Annotated in this window: 27 protein-coding genes; 22 read left to right on the top strand and 5 right to left on the bottom strand. The window is 67.4% G+C overall.

Features of this window, described 5'->3' with window-relative positions:
* The first annotated feature begins 44 nt into the window (after positions 1–44).
* The 5 genes from J2X58_RS09760 to J2X58_RS09740 are packed head-to-tail and all read left to right on the top strand — an operon-like array spanning position 45 to position 4,415.
* On the top strand, positions 45–302 hold the full coding sequence (locus J2X58_RS09760; protein ID WP_310047835.1) for a YfhL family 4Fe-4S dicluster ferredoxin: 258 nt from the start codon (positions 45–47) through the stop codon (positions 300–302).
* Positions 303–355: 53 nt separating this feature from the next.
* Entirely contained in the window at positions 356–2,056 is a 1,701-nt protein-coding gene (ggt, locus tag J2X58_RS09755) for a gamma-glutamyltransferase (protein ID WP_310047834.1), read from the top strand.
* 10 nt (positions 2,057–2,066) lie between these two features.
* A complete protein-coding gene (locus J2X58_RS09750; RefSeq protein WP_310047833.1) occupies positions 2,067–2,930 on the top strand; it encodes an MBL fold metallo-hydrolase in 864 nt (287 codons plus the stop codon).
* Between the two features lie 10 nt (positions 2,931–2,940).
* A complete protein-coding gene (locus tag J2X58_RS09745) occupies positions 2,941–3,993 on the top strand; it encodes a TMEM43 family protein (RefSeq protein ID WP_310047831.1) in 1,053 nt (350 codons plus the stop codon).
* An 11-nt stretch (positions 3,994–4,004) separates the two neighbouring features.
* Positions 4,005–4,415, top strand: coding sequence for an MAPEG family protein (locus tag J2X58_RS09740; protein ID WP_310047830.1), 411 nt, complete (start codon positions 4,005–4,007; stop codon positions 4,413–4,415).
* A 4-nt stretch (positions 4,416–4,419) separates the two neighbouring features.
* Here J2X58_RS09740 and J2X58_RS09735 read toward each other — a convergent pair whose 3' ends face one another.
* From J2X58_RS09735 to J2X58_RS09715, 5 genes are all read right to left on the bottom strand, one after another.
* A complete protein-coding gene (locus J2X58_RS09735) occupies positions 4,420–5,694 on the bottom strand; it encodes an HDOD domain-containing protein (RefSeq protein WP_310047829.1) in 1,275 nt (424 codons plus the stop codon).
* Positions 5,695–5,748: 54 nt separating this feature from the next.
* A complete protein-coding gene (locus J2X58_RS09730; RefSeq protein WP_090052059.1) occupies positions 5,749–6,192 on the bottom strand; it encodes a flagellar protein FlgN in 444 nt (147 codons plus the stop codon).
* Positions 6,189–6,497 (bottom strand): flagellar biosynthesis anti-sigma factor FlgM, encoded by a 309-nt coding sequence (flgM, locus tag J2X58_RS09725; RefSeq protein ID WP_090052061.1) that lies wholly within the window; start codon positions 6,495–6,497, stop codon positions 6,189–6,191. Before flgM ends, J2X58_RS09730 begins: the two co-directional genes overlap by 4 nt.
* Before the next feature lie 106 nt (positions 6,498–6,603).
* Positions 6,604–7,296: a flagellar basal body P-ring formation chaperone FlgA gene (gene flgA, locus J2X58_RS09720; RefSeq protein WP_310047828.1), complete on the bottom strand. Its 693-nt coding sequence runs from the start codon at positions 7,294–7,296 to the stop codon at positions 6,604–6,606.
* On the bottom strand, positions 7,293–8,600 hold the full coding sequence (locus tag J2X58_RS09715) for a methyl-accepting chemotaxis protein (protein WP_310047826.1): 1,308 nt from the start codon (positions 8,598–8,600) through the stop codon (positions 7,293–7,295). The genes flgA and J2X58_RS09715 overlap by 4 nt, the downstream gene beginning before the upstream one ends.
* A 153-nt stretch (positions 8,601–8,753) precedes the next feature.
* Between J2X58_RS09715 and J2X58_RS09710 the strand changes: the two genes are divergently transcribed.
* The 17 genes from J2X58_RS09710 to J2X58_RS09630 all read left to right on the top strand — a co-directional run bounded on the left by J2X58_RS09710 (position 8,754) and on the right by J2X58_RS09630 (position 24,673).
* On the top strand, positions 8,754–9,671 hold the full coding sequence (locus J2X58_RS09710; RefSeq protein ID WP_090052064.1) for a chemotaxis protein: 918 nt from the start codon (positions 8,754–8,756) through the stop codon (positions 9,669–9,671).
* A 184-nt stretch (positions 9,672–9,855) separates the two neighbouring features.
* Positions 9,856–10,275, top strand: a complete 420-nt coding sequence (flgB, locus tag J2X58_RS09705; protein ID WP_310047824.1) for a flagellar basal body rod protein FlgB — start codon at positions 9,856–9,858, stop codon at positions 10,273–10,275.
* Positions 10,272–10,685 carry a flagellar basal body rod protein FlgC gene (gene flgC / locus J2X58_RS09700; RefSeq protein ID WP_090052067.1) on the top strand — a complete coding sequence of 138 codons (414 nt, stop codon included), beginning with the start codon at positions 10,272–10,274 and terminating at the stop codon, positions 10,683–10,685. Before flgB ends, flgC begins: the two co-directional genes overlap by 4 nt.
* A gap of 10 nt (positions 10,686–10,695) precedes the next feature.
* Positions 10,696–11,340, top strand: coding sequence for a flagellar hook capping FlgD N-terminal domain-containing protein (locus J2X58_RS09695; RefSeq protein WP_090052069.1), 645 nt, complete (start codon positions 10,696–10,698; stop codon positions 11,338–11,340).
* A gap of 19 nt (positions 11,341–11,359) precedes the next feature.
* The gene (flgE, locus tag J2X58_RS09690) at positions 11,360–12,586 is read left to right on the top strand and encodes a flagellar hook protein FlgE (protein ID WP_090176756.1); all 1,227 of its coding nucleotides are present in this window, start codon (positions 11,360–11,362) and stop codon (positions 12,584–12,586) included.
* Positions 12,587–12,643: 57 nt separating this feature from the next.
* Positions 12,644–13,384 carry a flagellar basal-body rod protein FlgF gene (gene flgF / locus J2X58_RS09685; protein ID WP_310047822.1) on the top strand — a complete coding sequence of 247 codons (741 nt, stop codon included), beginning with the start codon at positions 12,644–12,646 and terminating at the stop codon, positions 13,382–13,384.
* 63 nt (positions 13,385–13,447) lie between these two features.
* Positions 13,448–14,233: a flagellar basal-body rod protein FlgG gene (gene flgG / locus J2X58_RS09680; protein ID WP_310047821.1), complete on the top strand. Its 786-nt coding sequence runs from the start codon at positions 13,448–13,450 to the stop codon at positions 14,231–14,233.
* An 8-nt stretch (positions 14,234–14,241) separates the two neighbouring features.
* On the top strand, positions 14,242–14,922 hold the full coding sequence (gene flgH / locus J2X58_RS09675; protein WP_310047820.1) for a flagellar basal body L-ring protein FlgH: 681 nt from the start codon (positions 14,242–14,244) through the stop codon (positions 14,920–14,922).
* A gap of 8 nt (positions 14,923–14,930) precedes the next feature.
* Positions 14,931–16,046: a flagellar basal body P-ring protein FlgI gene (locus J2X58_RS09670; protein WP_090055540.1), complete on the top strand. Its 1,116-nt coding sequence runs from the start codon at positions 14,931–14,933 to the stop codon at positions 16,044–16,046.
* Position 16,047: 1 nt separating this feature from the next.
* Complete coding sequence (gene flgJ / locus J2X58_RS09665) at positions 16,048–17,043, top strand: flagellar assembly peptidoglycan hydrolase FlgJ (RefSeq protein WP_310047819.1); 996 nt, start codon at positions 16,048–16,050, stop codon at positions 17,041–17,043.
* A 27-nt stretch (positions 17,044–17,070) separates the two neighbouring features.
* Positions 17,071–18,945 carry a flagellar hook-associated protein FlgK gene (gene flgK, locus J2X58_RS09660; protein WP_310047817.1) on the top strand — a complete coding sequence of 625 codons (1,875 nt, stop codon included), beginning with the start codon at positions 17,071–17,073 and terminating at the stop codon, positions 18,943–18,945.
* Between the two features lie 2 nt (positions 18,946–18,947).
* On the top strand, positions 18,948–20,144 hold the full coding sequence (gene flgL / locus J2X58_RS09655; RefSeq protein WP_310047815.1) for a flagellar hook-associated protein FlgL: 1,197 nt from the start codon (positions 18,948–18,950) through the stop codon (positions 20,142–20,144).
* A gap of 342 nt (positions 20,145–20,486) precedes the next feature.
* The gene (locus J2X58_RS09650) at positions 20,487–21,821 is read left to right on the top strand and encodes a flagellin (RefSeq protein WP_310047813.1); all 1,335 of its coding nucleotides are present in this window, start codon (positions 20,487–20,489) and stop codon (positions 21,819–21,821) included.
* 142 nt (positions 21,822–21,963) lie between these two features.
* Positions 21,964–23,331 (top strand): flagellar filament capping protein FliD, encoded by a 1,368-nt coding sequence (gene fliD, locus J2X58_RS09645; RefSeq protein ID WP_310047812.1) that lies wholly within the window; start codon positions 21,964–21,966, stop codon positions 23,329–23,331.
* A 24-nt stretch (positions 23,332–23,355) separates the two neighbouring features.
* Positions 23,356–23,772: a flagellar export chaperone FliS gene (gene fliS / locus J2X58_RS09640; RefSeq protein ID WP_310047810.1), complete on the top strand. Its 417-nt coding sequence runs from the start codon at positions 23,356–23,358 to the stop codon at positions 23,770–23,772.
* Positions 23,769–24,062, top strand: coding sequence for a flagellar protein FliT (locus J2X58_RS09635; protein ID WP_090052088.1), 294 nt, complete (start codon positions 23,769–23,771; stop codon positions 24,060–24,062). The genes fliS and J2X58_RS09635 overlap by 4 nt, the downstream gene beginning before the upstream one ends.
* 29 nt (positions 24,063–24,091) lie before the next feature.
* Complete coding sequence (locus tag J2X58_RS09630; RefSeq protein WP_310047808.1) at positions 24,092–24,673, top strand: PilZ domain-containing protein; 582 nt, start codon at positions 24,092–24,094, stop codon at positions 24,671–24,673.
* Positions 24,674–24,682: the final 9 nt, after the last annotated feature.

Genomic DNA, 24,682 nt, shown 5'->3' with positions numbered 1-24,682 from the left:
ATGCCGGCCAGCAGGGAAGGCCGTACCGCGCTAAAATGTCGGCCATGTCCCTGATGATCCTCGACACCTGCGTCAACTGCGACGTCTGCGAGCCCGTGTGCCCGAACAAGGCCATCTCGCTGGGCGAGCAGTATTACGTGATCGATCCCAACCTCTGCACCGAGTGCGTCGGCCACTTCGACAACCCTCAGTGCGTGGAAGTCTGCCCGGTCGAGTGCATTCCGCACGATCCCGATCACGTCGAGACGAACGAGCAGCTCATGCTCAAGTACAAGCACCTGATGGCCCGCGCGGCGTCCTGAGGCGGCATGGGTTAATCTCGGGGGTTGAAGATATTTCCCGGAGATCCATCCCCATGGTTCATGCCCCGTCGTGGCGCGTCGTCGCCGCGAGCCTGTTCCTCGTCGCCGGCGCCGGACATGCCGCCGCCCAGGATGCGCCTTCCGCGGCGCGCGGTCCCGGCCATGCCGCCATCGCCAGCGCGAATTTCCTCGCGACCAATGCCGGCTTCGAAGTGCTGGCCAAGGGCGGCAACGCGTTCGATGCCGCGATCGCGGTCTCGTCGACCCTCGCGGTCGTCGAACAGCAGAGTTCCGGCATCGGCGGTGGCTTCATGGCGCTGCTGCACAGGGCGTCCGACAAGCGCGACGTCTTCATCGACGCGCGCGAGACGGCGCCGAAAGCCGTCGACATGAAGGTGTATGTCGGCAAGGACGGCAAGCCGAACCGCGACGTGTCGACCAACGGACCGCTGTCGGCCGGCATTCCCGGTGAGCCTGCCGGCCTCGCGTGGATGGCGGAGCACTACGGCAAGCTGCCGCTGTCGGTGTCGCTCGCGCCCGCGATCCGCATCGCGAAGGAAGGCTTCCAGCCCGACAAGCGTTTCCTCGGTGCGATCGACGACCGCAAGGACACGCTGGCGCGTTATCCCGCCTCCGCCGCCCTTTATCTGCCGGATGGCAAGGTGCCGGCGCAGGGCTGGACGCTGCGCCAGCCGGACCTCGCGAAGACGCTCGAGCGCATCGCCGCGAAGGGCGCGGACGGCTTCTACAAGGGCGAAACCGCGAAGCTGCTGGTGTCCGCCTCGCGCGAGGCCGGTGGCAACTGGACGGCCGCGGACCTGGAAGCCTACAAGGTGAAGGAGCGCGAGCCGCTCACGGTCGACTACAAGGGCTACCGCATCGTCACCGCGCCGCCGCCGTCGTCGGGTGGCGTCGCCATCGCGGAAATCCTCAACATCCTCTCGGGTTTCGACCTCACGAAGATGGACCTCGCGCATTCGACGCACCTCACCATCGAAGCGATGCGGCGCGCGTTCCGCGATCACAACGAATACCTGGGCGACCCGGACTTCGTGAAGATGCCGCTCGACATGCTGCTGTCGCGTCATTACGCCGACGGGCTGCGCGCCACCATCTCGCCGGACAAGGCCACGCCGTCCGACCTGCTGCCGACGTCCATGGCGCCGGAGCCGGGCATGCACACCACCCATTTCTCGGTGATCGATGCCGACGGCAACATGGTCGCGTCGACGCTGACCGTGAACCTCGAGTTCGGTTCGGCGTTCGTGGCGAAGGGCACGGGCGTGGTGCTGAACGACGAGATGGACGACTTCGCGCTCGTGCCGGGCCAGCCGAACGCGTTCGGTCTGCGTGGCGCGCTCGCGAACGCGCCCGAGCCGGGCAAGCGGATGCTGTCGTCGATGTCCCCGAGCTTCGTGCTGGGCGCGAACCGCACGGCCGTCATCGGCTCGCCCGGCGGTTCGACGATCATCACGCAGGTGCTCGAAGGGATCCTCGCATTCGTGGACGGCAAGAGCGCCTCCGAGATCACGGCGCAGAAGCGCTACCACCACCAGTACCTGCCGGACCGCGTCGATGTGGAAGACGGCGTGTTCGACGCAGCGACCACGAAGACGCTGCTCGACATGGGACACGTGCTGCGCAACCGCTCGCCCTGGGGCTTCATGAACGTGGTCACGTGGGATCACCGGACGAACACGCTGGACGCCGCGAGCGATCCGCGCCGTCCGTCTGGCCTGGGCAAGGTGCAATAAGGTCGTCGCGATGAAACTCTGGTCCTTGATCGGCAATTCGCAGCAGCTGGACGGCGGCGCCATGTTCGGCAACGCGCCGCGCGCGATGTGGTCCCGCTGGATCGCGCCGGACGAACACAATCGCATCCCGCTGGCCTGCCGCTGTCTTCTGGCGACCGGTCTCGACGGGCGCAACGTGCTGTTCGAAACCGGCATCGGCGCCTTCTTCGAACCCGCGATGCGCGAGCGCTACGGCGTGGTGGAGGATCGGCACGTGTTGCTCGATTCGCTCGCCGAAGCGGGCCTGTCGCACGAGGACATCGACGCCGTGGTGCTTTCGCATCTGCACTTCGATCACGCCGGCGGACTGCTCGCGCCATGGGCGGAGGGCGAGGCGCCGCGGCTGCTGTTTCCCAACGCGCGCTTCCTGGTGGGTGCGGAACACTGGGCGCGTGCGCGCGATCCGCACCCGCGCGACCGGGCCTCGTTCATCCCGGACATCATCCGCCTGCTCGAGGAGAGCGGACGGCTGGAACGGGTCGAGGCCGGTGTCCCGTCGTCGCTGGGCGATGCCGTGCGCTTCGAATTTTCGGAAGGGCATACGCCCGGACTGATGCTCGCCGAGGTGGGTGGCGTGGTCTTCTGCGCCGATCTCATTCCGGGTCGTGCGTGGGTACACCTGCCGGTGACGATGGGGTACGACCGCTGGCCGGAGAAACTCATCGACGAGAAAAAGACATTCCTTGACGACAAGATGGCCCGGGGCGTGAGGCTGTTTTTCACGCACGATCATGGCTGCGCGCTCGCGGCGGTGGAAAAGGATGCTAAAGGCCGCTACTCGGCGGTCGATACGCTGGATAGGCTGGACGGGCTAGAGGCCCGCGCCGGCGCATGACGGGGGCAGGATGACGTCGACGTACAAGGTGAAGCATGGCGGCATGGCCTGGGGCACGCGCCTCGCGGGCGCCGTGCTGTTGCTCGCGGGGCTGGGCCTCATCGCGTGGAACGAGCGCCGGGTGATGGATTACGCCGCCGCGATCCAGCGGCATGGTGCGCCGGTGCTCGATCTCGGTGCCGCCGGCCGACCGGCCGCCGGACAGTACGGCTCGCAGACGCGCGTCAGCGGCATGCCGCAGATCGTCGATGCGCCGCGAGATCCGGAATTCAACGTGCGCGCGGATTCCCCGATCCTGATCCGCCACGTCGAAATGTTCCAGTGGCGCGAGATCACCGTCGGCGGTGCCACGCATTACGAGCTGGACTGGGTCGATCGTCCGATCGATGCCTCGACGTTCGCCCGGCCGGCCGGCCACGTGAACCCGGGCGCTTTCCCCATCCAGGGCAGGCAGTTCGAGGCAGGCGAAGTGAAGCTCGGCAATTTCAGACTGTCGGAGAAGATTCTCCGCGCATTCCCTGGCCGTACCACCGTGGCGCCGGACGAAAGGAAATTGCCCGCCAATCTGGCCGCGACGTTCCAGCGCGTGGACGATGCGCTGGTCACCAGCGCCAAACCCGCGCATCCGCGACTGGGCGACCTGCGCGTCAGCTGGGAGGCCGTTCCCCTGCAGTCGATGACCGTGCTCGCCCGGATCGACGGCGACACGCTGATCCCCGCGCCCGCGAAGGAGGGCGACGCCGGATTCGACGTGCAGGTCGGCGAACGCAGCCTGCTGGAGGTGGTGCCGGCGCTTCCCGAGCCACCGCAGGCCGTGCTTCCGCTGCGCGTCATCGCCTTCTTGCTTTCGAGCACTGGCGCGCTGCTGCTCGCGCTCACCGGCCGGATGCGACGCGACGCGTTGTTCGCCCTGGGTATCGGTGCTGTCGTCGTGTCGGCGGTCGCAGGCGTGATGTGGCTCGCCGGCGACGCCATGGCCGCCAGCGTCTGGCTGCTTTTCGCGGTACTCGGCGCAGGCCTCGCCATCTGGCGGGTGCAACAACGCACCGCGCAGGTTCACTGAGGGAGTCGTCCATGCGTATCACCGGACTGTATGCGGCATTGCTGGTGCTCATCACGCTGGGCCTGGCGGTTCGCGTCATGCTCCTGCGCAAGCGAACCAGCATCGGCCTTGGCGACGGCGGCGACCGAACGGTGGCATGCGCGGTCCGCAGTCATGGCAATGCCATCGAGTACATCCCGCTGGCGCTGATCCTGCTGCTGATCCTCGAACTCAACCAGACCGTGCCGTTGCTGCTGCACGTCTTCGGTATCGCGCTCATCGTCGCGCGACTGCTGCACGCGTTCGGTCTGTCGCGCTCACCCGGGATCTCGGCGGGCCGCGCCATGGGCGCGGCCTTGACCCTGTTGACCATGGCGGTGATGGCATTGCTGCTCGTCTGGCAATACCTGGTGATCCACGTGATCACCGCGTCCGGGGTCTGACCGCTCAGGCTTCCGCCGTCTGCGTGCCGTCCGCGAACGCGTAGACGTGGTCGGCCCAGCTGGCCGCCTCGACGTACACCGTGGCCATCTTGGCCACGTGTTCCTCGTCAAGCGTCGAGCCGTTCTCCAGCTCGCCCTGTTCCCAATGGCGGATCTGATCGAGGATCGCGGCGAAGGGCCCGGTGCCGTCCAGGAGCGCTTCGCGGATCTCGATCGCCAGCGGCAGGTGTTCGAGCACGTAGGACATCGAGGCGTTCATCAGCGTGTCGAGCAGCGAGAACAGGCCGGCGGTGAACGCCATTTCCTGGAGCTCGGGCTTGATGGCACGCGCGAGCTTTTCGCACATGTGCGCGCGGATGAGGGCGAGGCGGAGCAGTTCGGGCGGACGTTCGTCCATGCCCGAGACGGCCATGGTGAAGATCCAGTTGCGCATGCGGTTGACGCCGAAGAACACGGCCGCCTGTTCCACGGACTTGAGCTGGCGAGGCAGGGCGAAATACGCGGAGTTGACGCAGCCGAGCAGCTTGTAGCTGAGGATCGCGTCGTCGCGGATGATCTTGCCCAGCTCGACGGGGCCGTTGTCGGGATCCTGCAGCGCTCCCATGAGGCGCAGTACGCCCAGCTTGCTCGGCGTGAGGCGCGGCATGTCCACGCGTTCCGGACGCAGCAGGTATTTGCCCTGGAATCCGTCGACGTCCTGGTCGGCGTAGTCGACGAAGGTCTCGTGCGTGTCGATGCCGGTCACGATCACCTTCACGCCGAACGCGTGGACGTAATCCATGTGCGCGCGGGCCGCGATGGGATGGCGGTGATCCACCGCGATCTTCGCGAACTGGACGATGCGCAGCAGCGCGTCGACGCCGGCGCGGTGTTCGGGATCGGCGGGAAGGTTGAAGTCCTCGAGCATGAACAGGCAGCCATGCCCCTTCAGCTCGCGCAGCTTCGCCAGCAGCTGTTCGTCGAGACCGACGTCGGCGCTGATGCTGGCGCCGAGCCGCGCGTTGTGGCGGAGGATGTCCGCGTGCTCCATGAGCAGGTCGCGGGACATGTGCAGGAACGCGCGGTTGTCGCGGACCAGGCGCTTGAGGCTGCCGTCGGCGATGGCGCTCAGCGTGGCCTGGGTATGCGCGAGCGAGGCGGCGTCGATGTCGGTGCCGACCGGGCGCGGAAAGAGCAGTTCGTAGGCGAACAGCGACTGCTTCTTGTCGAGGATGGGAATGCGGACGATCGGAAGGATGCCGTCGTCGTTCACCGCTGTCGGCTGGGGAGTTGCTGCCATTGCTTCCTTCTTGCGCCGTCTTGGGTGAGCTTGATTGTCGCTGTTCTGTCGGGATCAGACCTGTGCAAGCGTCGCGGAACGGAGGTTTATCTTCGCCTCTCCGTTGCGGCCGTAGGTCGATCCGCCGGGCGAGTCGCCCGAGATCAGGGCCAGTGCCTGGCGCACGTGGCCGATCCGCTGGCCGACGATGCGGCCGTTGGTTTCGTTCAGCTGCCTGCATTCGCGAAGGCGCTCGAACACGACGACCCAGCGCGCGTCGGCGAGGCTGTCGAGACTGGCCGCCTCGCTGAGCTGGCGGCGCTCGACATCGAGCGATTCGATGCGGTCGAGCAGCTCGCCCTTCGCGCGGGTCGCGGCGTCGAGCGCCTGCGGATCCGTGGCGTCGAGCGCGAGGCGTTCTTCGATGAGGCAGGCGTGCAGGGCGTCGATGTCACGCGCCAGGTCGCCCATCACGGCGACCAGCGCGGCATCGAAATCGGCGCCGTGCGCTGCGCTCATGCCTTGCCGCTACCCATCTGGCCTTCCAGCGCGAGAAACTTGCTGGCGATGGCCTGGGCGTCGGGCTTGTACGTGCCGTCGGCGAGGCGGGCGCGGATTTCGTCCACGCGCTTCGTGTCGATGCCTTCGCCGCGGCTGGCGGCGTCGAGCGCCTTGGCCGAATCGGTGATGCTGACGCTGTCGTCGGTCGGACGAACCGTGGCGGCGCCCTGCGCCGAACCGGCGGAACCGGTCGCGGGATTCTGGGTACGCAGCTGCACCTGCGGCTGGGGAGCCTGGATGCCGGGTTTGATCGTCGTCGTCATGGGTGTTTCCCTCGGAGCTTGTGTTCCGTCAGACCCTTTAACGGCAGCCTGTCGGCGAACTTTAACCGGCCCGGGGCCGGGGAATGTGACCGTGTCGCTGTTTCGTTCAGGGCAGTACCGCGACCACGCCGGGTCCGCTGACCACGGCGTCGAGCACCTTGCCCGACGACGCGTTGCGGACCTTGAGTCGTGCGCCCGCGTCGCCGGCGCCCATGGCCACGCCCTCGGCGCGGATGGTGACGCCGTCGACGGTGGCTTCCATGCTCACCGCGTCGCCGATACGGACGGCCTGGCGGCCGGCCAGCATGCCGGGGGTCAGGACGGTGCCCGCGTTCAGCGGCCGGGCAAGTGCGCGGCCGCCGATCTGGTCGAGGCTGGCGATGTAGCCATAGGCGAGGCTGGCGACGTCGCGCTCCTCGCTATGCACGTCGGCCGCGCCCGGACCGTCGCCCCGCGCCAGCGGGCGGCTGGTGACCAGCACGTTCGCGAACATCTGCACCTTGACCGGCACGCGGACGGTCCAGCCGCCGGGCACCGGGCAGCGCACGACGACGCTGGCACGCGCGCCCAGCGGGCGGTTGCCAGGCAGCGACGCCTGCAAGGGGGCGGCGCAATCCGCCAGGCGCAGGCGGCTGTCGAGAGGACCGGCTTCCGCGGTCATGCGGGCACCGGGAAGATTGCGGTTCGCCTGCAGCCAGTCCACCGCCAGCGCGCGCACGGCGTCCAGCGGCTGCGTGGCCGCCGCGGGAAGCGGGCAGGCGAGCAGCGCGACGGCGGCGGCGAGGAGGCGATGGATCACGCCGCGCGCTCCGCGAGCGAGGCGGAGAGGCCCTGGGCGATGGCGTCGAGTTCGCGCGTCAGGCCCGGAAGCATGTGGCTGGCGTCGGCGTGACGCCCTTCGCCGAGCGTGATCGCGTACTGCGATGCGAGGACGGAGAAGCGCTCGCCGGCGGCACGGACGCCATCGGCCGAGCCGTCCGGGCGCAGCGCGCGCAGCTGGTCGATGCAGCGCATCAGCGGCGTGGTATCGAGCCAGCGACGATCGAGGCCCGACGGATCGCGCGAGGCGAGCTCGAGCGCATAGCGCAGGCCCTGGCTCGCTTCGCGGATCATCTGGCTGAGGCTTGCGGCGTCGAGATTGCCTTCCGTTTCCAGGCGGGCGAGGCCGAGCCGGTGCGCGAGCACCGCGGCGCGCGCGGCGGCGTCGGCCTGACGGCGTGCCTCGTTGGTGACGCGGCCCAGCGAGGCCTGCGTCGACTGGATGGTGGCGACGCGGCCCGTGAGGGCGGACATGCCCTCGCGGGCGGCGTCGAGGCTGCCGCGGGCGCCGCGGACCGCGTCGTCGACGCGACCCAGCGAGGCCTGCATGCCCGCGATGCCCGCCTGGGACTGGTCGAGGCGGCGGAGGCTGGTCTGGACCGCGTCGTCCAGGTGACCGGCGAATTCGCCGACCGCCTGCGTGACCTGGTCGATCTCCGCGGTGGCCTGCGTGGTCTTCTCGGCCAGCTGCTTGACCTCGTCGGCCACGACAGCGAACCCGCGGCCGGCCTCGCCGGCGCGGGCCGCCTCGATCGCGGCGTTCAGCGCGACGAGGTTGGTCTGGTGCGCGATGTCCTGCACCGTGGCCGTCAGCTTGCGGATGGCCGTGAAGTATTCGGAGAACTGCGCGTGATTGCGGCTCATGCCCGACAGGGCGCTGCGCAGGAGGCGCAGCTGGCCGTCGAGTTCGGCCGAGGTCGCCTGGCCCTGGCCGCCGGCGTCGGCCATGCCGGCCACGCCCGCGTGGGCCTGGTCGATGGCCGTCGAAATCCTGGCGCCGGCTTCCGTCAAACGACCGGCGGTATCGCGGGCGCCCTCGACGGCCGCGCCGAGTTCCTGCAGCGTCGCGCCGAGCGCCTGCGCGTTCGTCAGGACCATCCCCTGCTGCTCGATCGCCTGGATCGTGGTCGCGGCAACCGTGCGCGGCTCCGCGGGCTTGAGCAGCGCGCCGAGCGCGCTGGCGGCCGCCGGGTACTGGGCGGACAGCGCACGGACGCGCGCGGCGTCGCCGCTGGCGGCCGCGTGGGCGATGAGACGGACGTGCTGGCTCCAGAGGAGGGTCATGGCTTCGCTTTCGCTTGTTTTAGTGGTCGCCCCAATAGATCGTCAGGGGGCGTGACATCTTGAGCCATGCAATCCACATGCCACGGCCCGGCTACAGAAACGCGCCGGCTGGCCGATACGGTTCGCGACACCATCCGCAGACGCCGCGCAGCCATGGCCCGACCGCTCCTCGACACCGTCGAAACCTTCACCCGCCTGGCCGGGCACAACCGCGTGGCGATGCTGCTGTTCCGCCTGGGCGACGGCCAGGCCTTCGGCATCAACGTCTTCAAGGTGCGCGAAGTGCTGCGCCGGCCGCGGCTGGAGCGCATGCCGAGCATGCACGCGCTGGTCGCGGGCAGCTTCGACTACCGCGGGAACACCATTCCCGTGATCGACCTCGCGGCCGCCATGGGGTACCCCCCGCTCGCCGCGGTGGACACGGCGCACCTGATCGTGACCGAGTTCAATCGCTCGGTGCAGGGCTTTCTGGTGTCCGACGTGGACCGCATCGTGCACGTCGACGGCGCCAACATGACGGCGCCGCCCGCCGCGCTGGGCTACGGCGCCCGCGTCAACGCCGTCACGCGGCTCGATGGCGACCTACTCGCCGTGGTGGACGTGGAGCAGGTGCTGGCGAGCGTCGACCCCCAGGCGGTCGAGCTCTCGGACCGCATCCAGCAGGCCGCCGTGGTCCAGCACGCGCGCAATCGCCGGGTGCTGGTGGTCGACGATTCCCTCGTGGCACGCACGCAGCTGGTCGACCTGTTCCGCAAGATGGACCTCGAGTGCGTGGTGGCGAAGGACGGCCGTGAAGGCCTGGACGTGCTCGGCACCCTGGCCATGGGTCCGGTCGACGAGCGCGTGGCGCTGGTCGTGTCCGACATCGAAATGCCCCTGATGGACGGCTACGCCCTCACGCGCGCCATCCGCGACGACGCGCAGCTGCGTCATCTGAAGGTCCTGCTGCACAGCTCCCTGAGCGGGGTGTTCAACGAGGCGATGGTCGACCGCGTCGGCGCCGACCGCTTCATCGCCAAGTTCCAGCCCGACATCCTGGCGACGACCGTCCTCGAACTGCTCCCGGCCTGATCGCCGGGCGACGGATCACCGTCGTCACAGCGCGTACGGCGCGTCGGAATTCCGGCGCCAGTCGGTTCGACCCCGCTCCCCGATCCCGGAAAACGGCGCCACGGCGCCGTTTTTCGTGGCCGTCGCATGCATGGCACGCGACTTGCTCCTGCCTCTTCGCCAAGGTCACGAGGGGGCAGGACCCATGCTCGACAAACCCGATTCGCTGTTCGGCGTCCACGCGCAGGCCCTGGGCCTGTGGCAGCGCCGTGCCGAGGTGATCTCCTCGAACCTCGCCAACGCCGATACGCCGGGCTTCCTGGCCCGCGACCTCGACTTCCGCAAGGTGATGGCCGCCGCGACCGGCGCCGTGGAGGGCAATGCCTTGCCCATGACCGCGACCTCGTCGGGGCACATCGGCGGCAATCCCGCGATGGCCCTCGCCGACGCCGACCGCATGGCCTACCGGGTCGAAACCCAGCCCACCATGGACGGCAACACCGTCGACACGCAGGTCGAGCAGGCGCAGTTCGCGGCCAACGCGATCCACTACCAGGCCTCGCTCGGCTTCATCAACGGCCAGATCCACACCATGCGTCTTGCGATCACGGGGAGCAGCTCATGAGCCTGATCAAGATTTTCGACGTCGCCGGCTCCGGCATGGCCGCGCAGTCCGCGCGCCTGAACACCACCGCCAGCAACATGGCCAACGCCGACAGCGTCGCCAGCAGCGAGGCGGCCGCCTACCACGCGAAGCAGCCGCTGTTCTCCGCGGTGCAGCAGCAGGTCAACGGCCAGATGGAGAACGCGGGCGTGCGCACGATGGGGGTGACGGAAAGCCAGGCGCCCATCCAGTCGCGCTTCGAGCCCTCCAATCCGCTCGCGGACGAAAGTGGCTACGTCTATTCGAGCAACGTCAACCCGGTCGACGAGCTGGTCAACATGATCTCCGCGTCGCGCTCCTACCAGAACAACGTCGAAGTCATGAACAGCGCCAAGCAGCTCATGCAGAAGACGCTCGACCTCGGCAAGTAAGGACCAACCCATGGCAGTCGATTCCATCGGTAGTGGCAGCGCGGCGGCCTCGTCGTCCAGCCAGCTCCAGCAGCAGACCCTGAGCCAGTCGGATTTCCTCAAGCTCATCGTCACCCAGATGACCAACCAGGACCCCACCAAGCCGATGGACGCCACCCAGACGGTGGCCCAGCTGGCGCAGTTCTCGCAGGTGGCCGCGACGCAGCAGCTCCAGCAGTCGTTCGACTCGCTGGCGAGCAACCTCAGCGGCGACCAGTTCGTGCGCGCGGCGTCGCTCGTCGGCACCGAGGTGCTGGTGCCGTCGAAGGCGGCGAAGCTGACGGATGGCACGCTCGGCGGCGCCGTCAACGTCGGCAACTCGGGCACGTACGTCAACGTGCAGATCAAGGACCAGGCGGGCAACGTCGTCCGCACGATGTCGCTCGGTCAGCCGGACGCCGGCCTGGTCAAGTTCACCTGGGACGGCAAGTCCGACGACGGCACGCAGCTCGCCGACGGCGTCTACCAGCTTTCCGCGACTTCCGGCGGAACCGCGATCGACACGTTCGTTCGCGGCAAGGTGGAAGGCGTCGGTGCTTCGGGCACCGACGGCACGTACCTGCAGGTGGCCGGCTACGGCGGCGCCCTGCTCAGTCAGATCGCGCAAATCCTGTAAGTACAGCGAGGAATCCACCATGCCTTTCGATATCGCCCTTAGCGGCATCAACGCGGCGTCCGCCGACCTCGAGGTCACCGCGAACAACATCGCCAACGTCAACACCGTCGGCTTCAAGGGCTCGCGCGCCGAGTTCTCGCAGGTCTACTCGGTGGCGGGACAGAACCTCTCGGCCAACGCGGCCGGCAGCGGCGTCCGCCTGACGAACATCGCCCAGCAGTTCAGCGACGGCAACAACACCCAGACCGGCAACTCGTACGATTTCGCGCTCAGCGGCGCGGGCTTCTTCACGATCCGCGACGGTTCCGGCTACTCGTACACGCGAGCGGGCAACTTCCATCCGGACGACAAGGGCAACATCGTCACGGCCACGGGCCAGTACGTGCAGGCGTATCCGCCGACCGCATCCGGCGGCTTCGACATGAGCTCGCTCACCGACCTGAAGATCACGACCGGCACGAGCCCCGCGAAGGCCAGCTCGACCGTCTCGCTGACCGCGAACCTGTCGTCGAGCGCCACGGCGCCGACCGGCGGCGCGTTCGATCCGACGAACGACAAGACCTACAACTACCTCTCCACGTTCCAGGCCTACGACTCGCTCGGCGCGTCGCACACCACCAACGTGTACTACGTGAAGGACGCGACCAACCCGAACACGTGGAACGCGTACATGACCGTCGACGGCACGCAGGTCGGCGGCGCGCAGCCCATCGCGTTCACCAGCGGCGGCGCGATCACCACGCCGGTCGGCGGCAAGCTCAACTTCGGCGCGGCGTCCCCGAATCCGGGCGCGGCCCCGATCGACCTGACGATCGACGTGAACAAGGTCACGCAGTTCGGCGATACCTTCGCCACGACCGCCGCGCCGACCGACGGTTACGCCGCCGGCAAGTTCTCGAAGATCGATGTAGCCAAGGACGGCACCGTCTCGGCCATCTATTCGAACGGCGTGACCACGCCGCTGGGCCAGGTCGCCATCGCGACGTTCGCCAACAACCAGGGCTTGCGCCAGCTCAACGACACCAACTGGGTGCCGTCCTCGGAGTCGGGCCAGCCGATCCGTGGCGTGGCGAACTCGGGCGACGTCGGCACGGTGGTCGCAGGCTCGCTGGAGTCGTCCAACACCGCCGACCTCACGGCCCAGCTGGTCAACATGATCAAGGCGCAGCGCAACTACCAGGCGAACGCGCAGGTCATCTCGACCGACGACAAGCTGACCCAGACGATCATCAACATCCGCAACTAAGCGTGACGGCGGTACGCGGCGCAGGCCGCGTACCGCCCATCGAACAGGGATCCCGCCATGGACCGCTCCGTATATGTCGCGATGACCGGCGCCACGCAGATCATGCGGGCGCAGGCCGAAGTGGCGCACAACCTCGCCAACGCCAACACCACCGGATTCAAGGCGGAGCTGTCCGCGTTCCAGAGCGTGCCGGTGCAGGGCGATGGCCTGCAGACGCGCATCAACGGCGTGGCGCAGGGCACGGGCTGGGACACCACGCAGGGCACCCAGACGCAGACCGGCAACGACCTCGACGTATCCGTGCAGGGCAACGGCTGGATCGCCGTGCAGACGCCGAACGGCACCGAAGGCTACACGCGCGCCGGCAACCTGCGCATCGACGACCAGGGCCTCCTGACCGACGCGCGCGGCAACGCGGTGCTCGGCGGCGGCGGCCCCATCACCATCCCGCAGGCCTCCAGCGTGAAGATCGGCTCGGACGGAACGATCTCGATCGTGCCGCTGGGCGAATCGCCCGCGACGGTCGCCACGACCGACCGGATCAAGCTCGTCAACCCGGGCAACGATCAGCTGAGCCTCGGATCGGACGGGCTGATGCACATGAAGGACGGCAGCCAGGCCCAGGCCGATGCCGACGTGAAAGTGGTCTCCGGCGCCATCGAAGCCAGCAACGTGAACCCTTCCGACGTGCTCGTGAAGATGATTTCGCTCTCCCGCGAGTTCGAAATGCAGGTCCGCTCGATCAAGACGGCCGACGAAAACGCCCAGTCGGCATCGAAATTGCTACAGGTGGGGTAACCACCGCCGCCGCGACGGAAACCCGTCGCCGGCACGTCAAGCGCGCACGCGCAGGAGTCAACGATGTTCACGTCCCTCTGGATCGCCAAGACCGGCCTCGATGCGCAGCAGACGCGCATGGACGTCGTCTCGAACAACCTGGCCAACACGAACACCACCGCGTTCAAGCGCTCGCGCGCGGAATTCGAAGACCTCGCCTACCAGAACCGCGGCCAGGCCGGCGCGCAGACGACGGAACAGACGCAGTCGCCGACGGGCCTCATGATCGGCACCGGCGTGCGCGTGGTCGGCACGCAGAAGATGTTCGAGCAGGGCGGCGTGCAGCAGTCGGACAACCCCCTCGACGTCCGCATCGACGGCCGTGGCTTCCTGCAGGTGACGATGCCGGACGGCACCGTCGGCTACACGCGCGACGGCGGCCTCAAGCGCGACCAGGACGGCCAGATCGTCACCAACGACGGCTATCCGATCGAGCCGGCGATCACCATTCCCGCCAACGCGTCGACGATCAGCATCGGCAAGGATGGCACCGTCAGCGTGACGACGGCCGGCAGCGCGGCCTCGCAGCAGATCGGCACCATCCAGCTGGCCGACTTCGTCAACCCCGCGGGTCTCGAGCCGCGCGGCGACAACCTCTATCTCGAAACCGCCGCCAGCGGCGCCCCGCAGACGGGCACGGCCGGCCTCAATGGCCTGGGCACGATCCAGCAGCACTCCCTCGAAACGTCGAACGTCAACGTGGTCGAGGAGATGGTGAACATGATCGAGACGCAGCGCGCCTACGAGATGAACTCGAAAGCGATCTCCGCCGCGGACCAGATGCTCCAGTTCATCTCCAACAAGACCTGAGACACGTCATGAACCGCTTCATCGCCCGCCTCCTCGCCGCCGCGCTGCCGCTCGCCACGCTCGCGGGCTGTGCGATCGTGCCGCCCACGCCGAAGCCGATGTATACGGCGACGCTTCCCGAAGAGCCCGCCGCGCAGCCGCGCGCCACCGGGTCCATCTATGCCGATCAGCAGTCGATGGAGCTGTTCGCCGACCCGCGCGCGCATCGCATCGGCGACATCCTGACGATCGCGCTGGTCGAGTCGACGCAGGCCAGCAAGAAGGCCGCGACCAGCACCAGCAAGAAGAACGGCAACAACATCGCATCGCCCACGATTCTCGGGCAGGGCCTGCGCATCGGTGGCAAGAGCGCCGACAGCGCCCTGTCCAGCAACAACGCGTTCGACGGCGACGGCGCGTCGAGCCAGAGCAACCAGCTGACCGGCGAGATCACCGTGACGGTGGCGCAGCGCCTGTCCAACGGTGCCCTCGTCGTGCGCGGCGAGAAGTGGCTCACGATCAACCAGGGCGAGGAGCTCGTGCGCATCTCGGGCATCGTCCGTCCGCAGGACATCGGCAACGACAACATCGTCGCGTCGAGCCGCGTCGCCGACGCCCGTATCGAATACGTGGGCAAGGGCACGCTCGCCGATTCGAACACGCGCGGCTGGCTGTCGCGCTTCTTCGACTCCAAGTGGATGCCGTTCTGATGAGCGCCATGCATCGCTTCCGCGCCATCGTTCGCACCGCCGCGGCCGTGCTCGCGCTCGGCGCCATCGTGCCGGCGCACGCCGACCGCATCCGCGATCTCGTGCAGGTTGGCGGCGTCCGCAGCAACCAGCTGATCGGCTACGGCCTCGTGGTCGGCCTCGACGGCAGCGGCGACCAGACCAGCCAGGCACCCTTCACGACGCAGAGCCTGGAGAACATGCTCCAGCAGTTCGGCGTCAACGTGCCGGCCAACGTCCGCCCGCAGCTGAAGAACGCCGCGGCCGTGACCATCACGGCGGAACTACCGCCGTTCGCCAAGCCGGGCCAGCGCATCGACGTCACCGTGGCCTCGATCGGCAACGCCAAGAGCATCCGCGGTGGCGAACTGCTCATGTCGCCCCTCAAGGGCGCCGATGGACAGGTCTACGCCATCGCCCAGGGCAGCGTCGTCGTCGGCGGTGTCAGCGCGCAGGGCAAGAGCGGCTCCAGCGTCCAGGTGAACATTTCCGCCAGCGGCCGCATTCCCGGTGGCGCGAGCATCGAGCGCAGCGTCGCCACGTCGTTCGACAAGGGCGGCGACCTCATGCTGAATCTCAACACGGCCGACTTCACCACCGCGGCGCGCATCGCGCAGGCCGTGAACCAGAACTTCGGCGCCGGAACGGCGAACGCCCTGGACTCCGGCTCGGTCGCGGTGCGCGCGCCGATGGACCCGTCGCAGCGCGTGTCCTGGCTGTCGACGATCCAGGCTCTGGAGGTCACGCCCGGCGACGCGCCGGCGCGCATCATCGTCAATTCGCGCACCGGAACGGTGGTCATCGGTTCCGACGTCAAGGTCGGGGCGGCCGCGGTCGCCCACGGCGCGATCCAGGTCACGATCAGCGAGCAGCCGCAGGTCAGCCAGCCGGCGCCGTTCAGCCGCGGCCAGACGGCGGTGGTCCCGAGCAGCCAGGTCGCCGTGAGCGAAGAGGGCGGCCACATGTTCAAGTTCGGCCCGGGCACCAGCCTCGACGCCATCGTGCGCGCGGTCAACCAGGTCGGGGCGTCGCCGAGCGACCTCATCTCCATCCTGCAGGCGCTCAAGGAATCCGGTGCCCTGCACGCCGAACTCGTGGTGATCTGACATGGCGGTCACGGTCGACAACCAGAGGCTCGGTACCTACACGGACATGTCCGCGTTCGCCGGCCTGCGCTCGGCCGCGCAGACGGATTCGAAGACGGCCCTTCCGGTCGTCGCGAAGCAATTCGAATCGATCTTCACCCAGATGATGCTGAAGTCCATGCGCGACGCGAGCGCGGCCATGGGCGACGACATCATGGGCTCGCAGGCCGGCACGGCCTACCGCGACATGTTCGACCACCAGCTCTCGTTGACGTTGTCACAGGGCAAGGGCATCGGCATTGCCGACATGCTCATCCGTCAGCTCGGCGGCGCCGCGCCGTCGTCCGGCGGGTCCGCCGACCTCTTCGCCGGCGTCACCGGCGACGCCAGCACGGCGGCCGCGGTGTCGTCGCCGTCGGACCAGGAAAGCGGCCTGATGGACTCGCTCGAGCGCATGATCGGTCGCGCCGGGCGCGCCGTCGGCGAGGGCGCCAACGCGGTCGCCAACGCGGTGGGCAAGATGACCAGCCCCGAGGATTTCGTCCAGAAGCTCGCGCCGCACGCGATCGAGGCGGCGAAGAAGCTCGGCGTCTCCGTGCGCGCGCTCCTCGCGCAGGCGGCGCTCGAGACCGGCTGGGGCAAGCACATGCCCGCCCAGGGCGGCACCACCAGCTTCAACATGTTCGGCATCAAGGCGGGCAGCAGCTGGGACGGCAAGCGCGTCAACGTGCCGACGCTGGAGTACGAAGACGGCGTGGCGGTGCGCAGGAAGGACAGCTTCCGCGCGTACGACTCGCCGTCCGAATCCTTCCAGGATTACGCCGACATGGTTTCGAGCAGTCCCCGCTATGCGGCGGCCGTGGGGCGCGGCGACGATGTGGCCGGTTTCGCGCACGCGCTCGTCAAGGGCGGCTACGCGACCGATCCCAGCTACGCCAAGAAGCTCACCGATATCGCCAACGGTCCTGTCATGAAGCAGGCGCTCGCGGCGCTGGAACGCTTCGCCGAAGACCTCTGACGGAACGCAAGGTAAAGGATAACGACGATGGCCGATCTGCTCTCCACCGGAATTTCGGGCCTGCTTGCCTCGCAAGTCGGCCTGTCGACCGTCGGACACAACATCAGCAACGTCAACACCGCGGGTTACACGCGGCAGACGACGACCTTCAACGCGCGGGCCCCGCAGTTCAGCGGCGGCTACTACATCGGACAGGGCGCCGACGCGACCAGCGTCCAGCGCGCGTACAGCCAGTTCCTGACGCAAGCCGTCTGGTCGGCCAGTTCCGGGCAGAGCAGGGCGGTGCAGTACGCCGGTTTCACGGCCGCGGCGAACAATGCCGTCAGCGGTTCGGCCAACCTGCAGACGGCGCTCGATGGCTTCTTCGGCGCGGTCAGCGACGTCGCGAACGCGCCCATCGACACGGCGAGCCGCCAGGCCCTGATCGGCAAGGCGAACACGCTGGTGGCCACGTTCCGCTCGCTGTCGTCGCAGTTCCAGCAGATCGACAAGCAGACCAACCAGCAGATCAGCACGTCCGTCGACTCCATCAACAGCCTCGCCAAGAGCATCGCGGACCTCAACGGCCAGATCCAGCGCGCGTCCGTCGGCGGCGCGGCGCCGAACGACCTTCTCGACGCACGCGATCAGGCGATTTCGCAGCTCTCGCAGATCGTCGGCGTCAACGTCAGCGATGCCGGCAACAACATGGTCACCGTCTCGGTAGGTAACGGCTTGCCGCTCGTGAACGGCACGGCGTCCACCCAGCTCTCCACCGCCAACAACCCGTACGACGCGTCCCGCCTCGAAGTAGTCGGCCCGAGCGGTTCGATCATCAGCAGCCAGCTCGGTTCCGGATCGCTGGGCGCGACGTTCGATTTCCGCACGAACGTGCTGGATCCAGCGAGGAACCAGCTCGGGCGCGCGGCGATCGCGATGACGGACGCGTTCAACAAGCAGCACGCGCAGGGCATCGACCTGAATGGCGACGCCGGCGGCAAGTTCTTCGACATCGCCGATCCGGCGGTGCTCAACAACAGCAACAACAAGGGCAACGCGCAGGTCACGGCCACCGTCACCGACGTGGGCAAGCTCGGCGCCTCCGACTACATCGTGCGCTACGACGGTGCCAAGTGGGTGGTATCGACCACCGCGGGCGTCACGGTGCCTTCCACGGGTACCGGCGCGGCCGGCGACCCGATCCTCATCGATGGCCTCGCGATTACGGTGCCCTCCGGTACCCCTCAGGCCGGCGACAGCGTGCAGATCCAGCCCACGCGTAACGCGGCCTCCACGATCAGCGTGGTCGTGTCCGATACCAACAAGATCGCGGCCTCCGGTCCCCTGGCCGCGACCAAGGCATCGACCAATACGGGCAAGGGCGTCCCCGGCAAGCTGACGGTGACGGACGTCGCCGATCCGAACTTCAGGACGCCCGTCGATATCGTCTTCGAATCGCCCACCACCTACCGGGTCAACGGCGGCCCGCTGCAGAACTACACGGACGGCGACACGATCACCGGAAACGGCTGGACGCTAAAGCTGTCGGGTGTTCCTGCCGCTAACGACACGTTCTCCGTGAAGCCGGCGGGTTCGGCCAGCGGCGACAACGGGAACGCGCTCGCGCTGGCGGACGTCGCCAACAAGGGCGTGCTGGACAACGGCGTCACGACGGTGGGCAAGTCCTACAGCCAGCTGATCGCCCAGGTGGGCACGGCGGGCGCGCAGGCCAACACCGCGCTAGACGCGCAACAGAGCATCCTCGACCAGGCCATGGCATCGCAGCAGAGCCTTTCCGGCGTCAACCTGGACGAAGAGGCCTCCAACCTGCTTCGTTTCCAGCAGGCGTACGCGGCGTCGGCGCAGGTGATCAACGCGGCCAACACCATTTTCGATTCCCTCCTGAGCGCGGTACGAGGCTGACGATGCGCATTTCCACGTCCTGGGGCCAGCAGCAGGCGGTCAACACGATGCTCGATCGCCAGTACCAGCTGTCGCAGACGCAGCTGGCGCTCGGCAACGGCAAGGCCATCCAGTCGCCCTCCGACAACCCCGCCGCCGCCGCGCGCGCGGTGGACACCAGTTCCGCCGCCGCGCAGAACGACCAGTACACGCGCAACATCCAGTCCGCGACGTCGCGCCTGTCGACCGAGGAGCAGGCACTGAACTCCGCGGGCGACATCCTCGATCGCATCCGCTCGATCACGCTCGAAGGCATGAACGGCACGCAGACCAACGAGTCGCGTCAGTCCATCGCCACCGAGCTGCGGCAGACGCTCAAGCAACTCGTGGCGCTCGCCAATACCCGCGACGGGCAGGGCGAGTACATTTTCGCCGGCAGCCGGACCAGCACGCAGCCCTTCACGATCGACGACCTCAGCGTCAGCTACGGCGGCGACCAGAACCAGCGCATGGTCGCCGCGGCGGCGGGCATGCAGGTGGCGACGGGTGACAGCGGTTCGGACGTCTTCATGCAGATCCGCGGCGGCAACGGCACCTTCATCACGTCGGCGGGCGCGGCCAACACGGGTACCGCGGTGGTGGGCGCGACGTCGGTGACTGACGCCTCCGCGTGGGATGGCGGCAAGTATTCGATCACCTTCACGTCGCCGACCACGTACGAAGTACGCGATGCGACCGATCCGACGCTGCCACCCATCTCCACCGGCACCTATACCGGGGAAACCGGCACCATCAACTTCAAGGGTACGCAGCTCAACCTCACGGGCACGCCCGCGACGGGCGATACGTTCGCGGTCGCGCCGTCGTCGTCGCAGGACGTCTTCTCGACGGTGGCCGGCATCATCGCCGCGTTCGAGACGCCGGGCGGTGGCGCCCCGATGAACAACCAGATCAACGCGCAGCTGCAGAACCTGGATCAGGCCGCGACGAGTTTTCTCGACACGCGCACGAAGATCGGCGCGCGCATGAACACGCTCGATCAGCAGACGCAGATCGGCGCGGACGTCAGCCTGCAGTATGCCAGCACGCTGTCGAACCTCACCGAGCTCGACTACGCCAGTGCGTCGAGCAAGTTCGCGCAGCAGCAGACGGCACTCAACGCCGCGCAGCAGGCCTTCGTGAAGATGCAGGGCCTCACGCTGTTCAATTACCTCAAATAAGAACGTCGAGACGCACGGCGACGTGCTTGGGGCGGCCTTAGGGCCGCCTTTTTTTATGGGCGCCGGGTAGGCCTCGACCTTGCCGTATTGCGGCATTGCATTCCTTGAAAAAAGGCCTAAACCCCTCGCCGGGTGTGCCGATAAATAACCCTGACAGCGGCCGGCACGGGCTTTCGGGGCGGGCGCTGATCGAAAAGTGGTTGACAGGTAGAAAAAGTCCTCAAGTTTCTCCCCGGCGTGCCGTAAACCTCTCTGAGGCGGAAGGCTTTCCTAACGGAACCCCGCCGGACTACGCCGCACATCAATCCGGCATTTCGGTTCCGCTTACCAAGGATCAATCCCATGGCTCTGACCATCAACACCAACATCATGTCGCTGAATGCTCAGCGTAACCTGAGCACCTCGCAGACGAAGCTGTCCTCCGCGATCGCGCGCCTGTCGTCGGGCAACCGCATCAACAGCGCGAAGGACGACGCCGCCGGCCTCGCGATCTCGACCCGCTTCACCACGCAGATCAACGGTCTGAACCGCGCCGTCCAGAACGCCAACGACGGTATCTCGCTGTCGCAGACGACCGAGTCGGCCCTCGACGAGGTCACGAACAACCTGCAGCGCATCCGCGAGCTGGCCGTGCAGTCGACCAACGCCTCCAACTCGCCGAGCGACCGCGAAGCGCTGGACGCCGAAGTGCAGCAGCGTCTGTCGGAAGTGACGCGTATCGCCACGCAGACGAACTTCAACGGCATGAAGGTGCTGGACGGTTCCGCCAAGGAACTCAGCTTCCAGGTCGGTGCCAACGTCGGTGAAGTCATCACCGTCGGCCTCGACAAGGGCATGAAGGCGAACCAGGTCGGCCAGCTGGCCACCGATTCCATCGACCTGAGTGGCAAGCTCGGCACGACCGTGACGACCGCCCAGACCACCGACTGGACCACCGCGAACGCAAGCACCAAGGGCGTCGTCACGTACGGCAGCAAGTCGGTCGACTGGGGTGACTACACGGGCGCGACGCAGGCCGACGCCATCACCTTCTTGAAGAATCAGCTGGGCAGCGACTTTACCGTCGCCGCCAACGCCACGACGGCGACGTCGATCGACGTTACGGATAACTCCGTGGGCAAGACGCTCGACGCGGGCGACCTGACCTTCTCGATCGGTGGCGGTACGTCGTTCGACATCACCGGTACGTTCAAGAACGCGCAGGACGTAGCCGACGCCATCAATAGCCACTCCAGCGAGGGCGTAACGGCATACGTGGGCACGGACGGCAAGCTGAACGTCGCCTCGGCCAAGTCGATCGCCGTTTCGGGCACCGAGCAAGCCAACCTGGGCTTCGCCGCCACCAGCGCGGTTGGCACCACGAAGACCCTTGCCGACTCCAGCATCAAGACGGTCGACGGCGCCAACGACACGATCAACCGCATCGATGCCGCCCTCCAGTCGATCTCGAGCCTCCGCTCGGACCTCGGCGCGGTGCAGAACCGCTTCGAGTCCACGATCTCGAACCTGCAGAACATCTCGCAGAACCTGACGGCTTCGAAGTCGGCCATTACCGACGCCGACTTCGCCCAGGAAACGGCGAACATGTCCTCGGCTCAGATCCTGCAGCAGGCCGGCGTCTCGGTCCTCGCCCAGGCGAACCAGAGCCAGCAGATCGTCCAGAAGCTCCTCCAGTAACAGGGAAGGGCTCACCGGGCCCGGGGAGGTTCTCCCGGGCTTGGCAGGGTAATTGCTTAGTTGTCACGGCTGGCTCTCGAAAGGGGGCCAGCCGTCGACAAATTGGCGCCCAGGGCAGTGAGGCGTCTTCCAGGAGAGCTTCATGGCCACCAGTCCCGTCAACATCGGTTCCAGCTCGATCGACGTCGCGTCGATCGTCACGAACCTCGTCGCGAACAAGCGCAAGGCGCAGGACGCGAAATACGCCGCGGACTCGCAGGCGAACACCACCCAGATTTCGGCCGTCGGGAATTTCTCCTCGTCGCTGACGAGCCTGCAGAGCGCCATCAAGGCGCTGACCGACGGCACGGCGTTCAAGACGCAGAAAGTCAGCGTGGGCGACAGCAAGGCGCTCACCGCTACGGTCGACTCGACCGCGCAGCCCAATACCTACAAGATCAAGGTTGACCAGCTGGCGACCTCGCAGAAGATCATGTCGCCGGCGTTCGAGGGCAGCAAGGCCGCGATCGGCACGGGCAACATCACGATCGCGATCGGCGACAAGTCGATGAGTCTCGATGTCGCTTCCGGCGCCAATACCCTCGAGAACGTGCGCGACGCCATCAACAAGGCGAAGGACAATCCTGGCGTCACCGCGAGCATCGTCACTGGTGCGGATGGCGCGCATCTGGTGCTGACGTCCGTCTCGACGGGCGCCGCAAACGCCTTTACGGTCACCACCAGCGGGGGCGACGGCAACCTGGCGCAGCTGGATTTCGATCCCGCCACGGGAACGCCGCAAACGGCCGCCCAGGATGCCGTTTTCTACGTCGACGACGTCAAGGCCACGAGTGCGTCCAACACGGCGACGTCCGCGATCGATGGCGTCACGTTGACGCTGACGGGCACGACCAGCGCAGATGCCCCGACCACGCTTGTCATTACCAATGATCCCAGCGCCGTGACGACTGGTCTGAATTCACTCGTCACAGCCTATAACTCGTTCATCGCGACCTACAAACAGCTCACGAAGTACGACCAGACCAACCAGCAGGTCGGTGCCCTGATCGGTGACGCCACGGTCAACTCGATCAAGAGCCAGGTCGCGACGCTGCTGGGCTCGCAGTTCGCGGGCAATTCGTCGGGGCCGCGTTCGCTGAGCGACCTGGGCGTGGCCTTCCAGACCGACGGCACGCTCAAGCTCGACACCAACAAGCTCACGAAGGTGATGGCGAACAACCCCAAGGAGGCGCAGAACCTCCTGAGCGGCGACAACGGCATCGCACCGAAGCTGGACAAGCTGATCGCGGGATGGACGGCTTCGAACGGCATTCTCACCCAGCGCACGGCCAACCTGCAGAACAAGGCCAAGGACATCAAGGAGGCGATGGACGCCTTCGACGTGCAGATGGACGACTACTCGAAGCGCCTGACCAAACAGTACAGCGCGCTCGACGCGATGATGACCAAGCTGGCCGGGACCAGCAGCTACCTCCAGCAGCAGTTCGACGCGCTGACGACCAGCAAGTAACGCACGACTCCAGGACACGCAGACATGGCACTCGGATATTCCCAGGGCGCAGGCGCCTACCAGCAGATCCGCACGCAGGGCGGCCTCGAAACCGCCGATCCGCACGGTCTCGTCACCATGCTCATGGACGGTGCGCTCGAGCGCATTCGCCTCGCGCAGGCGTGCATCGCCACGGGCAACGTCGCCTCCAAGGGCGAGGCGATCTCCAAGGCGATCGAGATCGTCGGCGCGCTCCAGGCGGGCCTGAACCACGAGGTGGAGACGCCGCTGGTCGGTCAGCTGGATGGCCTGTACGACTACCTGAGCCGTCGTCTCCTGCACGCCAACCTGCACAATGACACCGAGGCCCTCGACGAGGTCACCCGCCTGCTTGGGCAGGTACGCGACAGCTGGGTCGCGATTCCCGTCGCGGCGCGCCAGGTGGCCGGAGCCGGCGCATGACCGACGTCTGGTGCGACCTGCCGCGGGCCCTGGCTCTGACCGAGTCGATGCACGCCGCGGCCAGCGATTCGCGCTGGGACGACCTGGTCGAGCTCGAGGCCGAGCGCGACCCGGTGCTCCGCACCGGAACCATGCGGCCGGCGCCCGAAACGCTGGAGTCGCTCAAGTCGATCATGCTCCTCGACGGCCTGATCAAGGACCTCGTCGCCGTGGCCCGCGACGAAGCGGCGATCGCCTGGGAAGCGTCGCGTCGCGTCCGTCGCGCCGTGGCCGCGTATAGTTCGTTCTGACCGCAATCTCTCGGCAGGGGGCAGGGCGCATGAGTGACGACGGCTGGAAGGCTTTTTCCGATCGGGTGGCCTGGGATGCCGCCTTCCACGCGACCGTCGAAAGCGTCGCGAGGCCCGACGGGGCGGCCCTCGCCCTGATCAACGACCGGAACGCCAGCGTGCTGGTCGCGGTGTCGGCGCTGATGGACCGCCGCAGCGACACCGCCGAGGACGACAGCCCACTCACTCAGGAAGTGGCCCGGCTGGACGCGAAGCTCAACGTTCTGATGGAGATCGTGAACCGGCTGCTGCTCCCGCAGGCGGGCCTGCCGTCGCGTCTCAACCTGCGCTTCAACGCCATCGGCGCGGTCATGCCCTGGGCTGGCCTTCCGCCGGTCGGCCAGCCGGTCCTGCTCAAGATCCATTTCGACGTCTGCCGGGCGCTGCCGCTCGAGCTGCCGGGCGTGCGCACCGCCGGGCCAACGGACGGCAAGGGGTTCATCGTCTTCGAAGGGCTGACGGAGGCCGTCCGCGACGGCATCGAGCGCCTGGTTTTCCGCCAGCATCGCCGGCAGGTGGCCGAAGCGCGTGCACATTCCCGGCCAGTCGAAAGCTCTTCCGAAGGCATGTGACCTTTTACG

The organism is Luteibacter sp. 3190 (assembly GCF_031456385.1).
Classification (GTDB): domain Bacteria; phylum Pseudomonadota; class Gammaproteobacteria; order Xanthomonadales; family Rhodanobacteraceae; genus Luteibacter.
This window is presented reverse-complemented; position numbering and strand designations above follow the sequence as displayed.

What these genes read in the sequence shown, in the direction of transcription:
- flgB (WP_310047824.1), top strand. Translation starts at nt 9,856, where the DNA reads ATGCTCGACAAACCCGATTCGCTGTTCGGCGTCCACGCGCAGGCCCTG.
- flgF (WP_310047822.1), top strand. Translation starts at nt 12,644, where the DNA reads ATGGACCGCTCCGTATATGTCGCGATGACCGGCGCCACGCAGATCATG.
- J2X58_RS09735 (WP_310047829.1), bottom strand. Translation starts at nt 5,694, where the DNA reads ATGGCAGCAACTCCCCAGCCGACAGCGGTGAACGACGACGGCATCCTT.
- J2X58_RS09695 (WP_090052069.1), top strand. Translation starts at nt 10,696, where the DNA reads ATGGCAGTCGATTCCATCGGTAGTGGCAGCGCGGCGGCCTCGTCGTCC.
- J2X58_RS09745 (WP_310047831.1), top strand. Translation starts at nt 2,941, where the DNA reads ATGACGTCGACGTACAAGGTGAAGCATGGCGGCATGGCCTGGGGCACG.
- flgK (WP_310047817.1), top strand. Translation starts at nt 17,071, where the DNA reads ATGGCCGATCTGCTCTCCACCGGAATTTCGGGCCTGCTTGCCTCGCAA.
- fliD (WP_310047812.1), top strand. Translation starts at nt 21,964, where the DNA reads ATGGCCACCAGTCCCGTCAACATCGGTTCCAGCTCGATCGACGTCGCG.
- flgL (WP_310047815.1), top strand. Translation starts at nt 18,948, where the DNA reads ATGCGCATTTCCACGTCCTGGGGCCAGCAGCAGGCGGTCAACACGATG.
- J2X58_RS09710 (WP_090052064.1), top strand. Translation starts at nt 8,754, where the DNA reads ATGGCCCGACCGCTCCTCGACACCGTCGAAACCTTCACCCGCCTGGCC.
- flgE (WP_090176756.1), top strand. Translation starts at nt 11,360, where the DNA reads ATGCCTTTCGATATCGCCCTTAGCGGCATCAACGCGGCGTCCGCCGAC.
- J2X58_RS09750 (WP_310047833.1), top strand. Translation starts at nt 2,067, where the DNA reads ATGAAACTCTGGTCCTTGATCGGCAATTCGCAGCAGCTGGACGGCGGC.
- J2X58_RS09670 (WP_090055540.1), top strand. Translation starts at nt 14,931, where the DNA reads ATGCATCGCTTCCGCGCCATCGTTCGCACCGCCGCGGCCGTGCTCGCG.
- flgH (WP_310047820.1), top strand. Translation starts at nt 14,242, where the DNA reads ATGAACCGCTTCATCGCCCGCCTCCTCGCCGCCGCGCTGCCGCTCGCC.
- flgG (WP_310047821.1), top strand. Translation starts at nt 13,448, where the DNA reads ATGTTCACGTCCCTCTGGATCGCCAAGACCGGCCTCGATGCGCAGCAG.
- J2X58_RS09635 (WP_090052088.1), top strand. Translation starts at nt 23,769, where the DNA reads ATGACCGACGTCTGGTGCGACCTGCCGCGGGCCCTGGCTCTGACCGAG.
- flgM (WP_090052061.1), bottom strand. Translation starts at nt 6,497, where the DNA reads ATGACGACGACGATCAAACCCGGCATCCAGGCTCCCCAGCCGCAGGTG.
- J2X58_RS09630 (WP_310047808.1), top strand. Translation starts at nt 24,092, where the DNA reads ATGAGTGACGACGGCTGGAAGGCTTTTTCCGATCGGGTGGCCTGGGAT.
- flgC (WP_090052067.1), top strand. Translation starts at nt 10,272, where the DNA reads ATGAGCCTGATCAAGATTTTCGACGTCGCCGGCTCCGGCATGGCCGCG.
- flgJ (WP_310047819.1), top strand. Translation starts at nt 16,048, where the DNA reads ATGGCGGTCACGGTCGACAACCAGAGGCTCGGTACCTACACGGACATG.
- J2X58_RS09740 (WP_310047830.1), top strand. Translation starts at nt 4,005, where the DNA reads ATGCGTATCACCGGACTGTATGCGGCATTGCTGGTGCTCATCACGCTG.
- J2X58_RS09650 (WP_310047813.1), top strand. Translation starts at nt 20,487, where the DNA reads ATGGCTCTGACCATCAACACCAACATCATGTCGCTGAATGCTCAGCGT.
- J2X58_RS09760 (WP_310047835.1), top strand. Translation starts at nt 45, where the DNA reads ATGTCCCTGATGATCCTCGACACCTGCGTCAACTGCGACGTCTGCGAG.
- J2X58_RS09715 (WP_310047826.1), bottom strand. Translation starts at nt 8,600, where the DNA reads ATGACCCTCCTCTGGAGCCAGCACGTCCGTCTCATCGCCCACGCGGCC.
- ggt (WP_310047834.1), top strand. Translation starts at nt 356, where the DNA reads ATGGTTCATGCCCCGTCGTGGCGCGTCGTCGCCGCGAGCCTGTTCCTC.
- J2X58_RS09730 (WP_090052059.1), bottom strand. Translation starts at nt 6,192, where the DNA reads ATGAGCGCAGCGCACGGCGCCGATTTCGATGCCGCGCTGGTCGCCGTG.
- fliS (WP_310047810.1), top strand. Translation starts at nt 23,356, where the DNA reads ATGGCACTCGGATATTCCCAGGGCGCAGGCGCCTACCAGCAGATCCGC.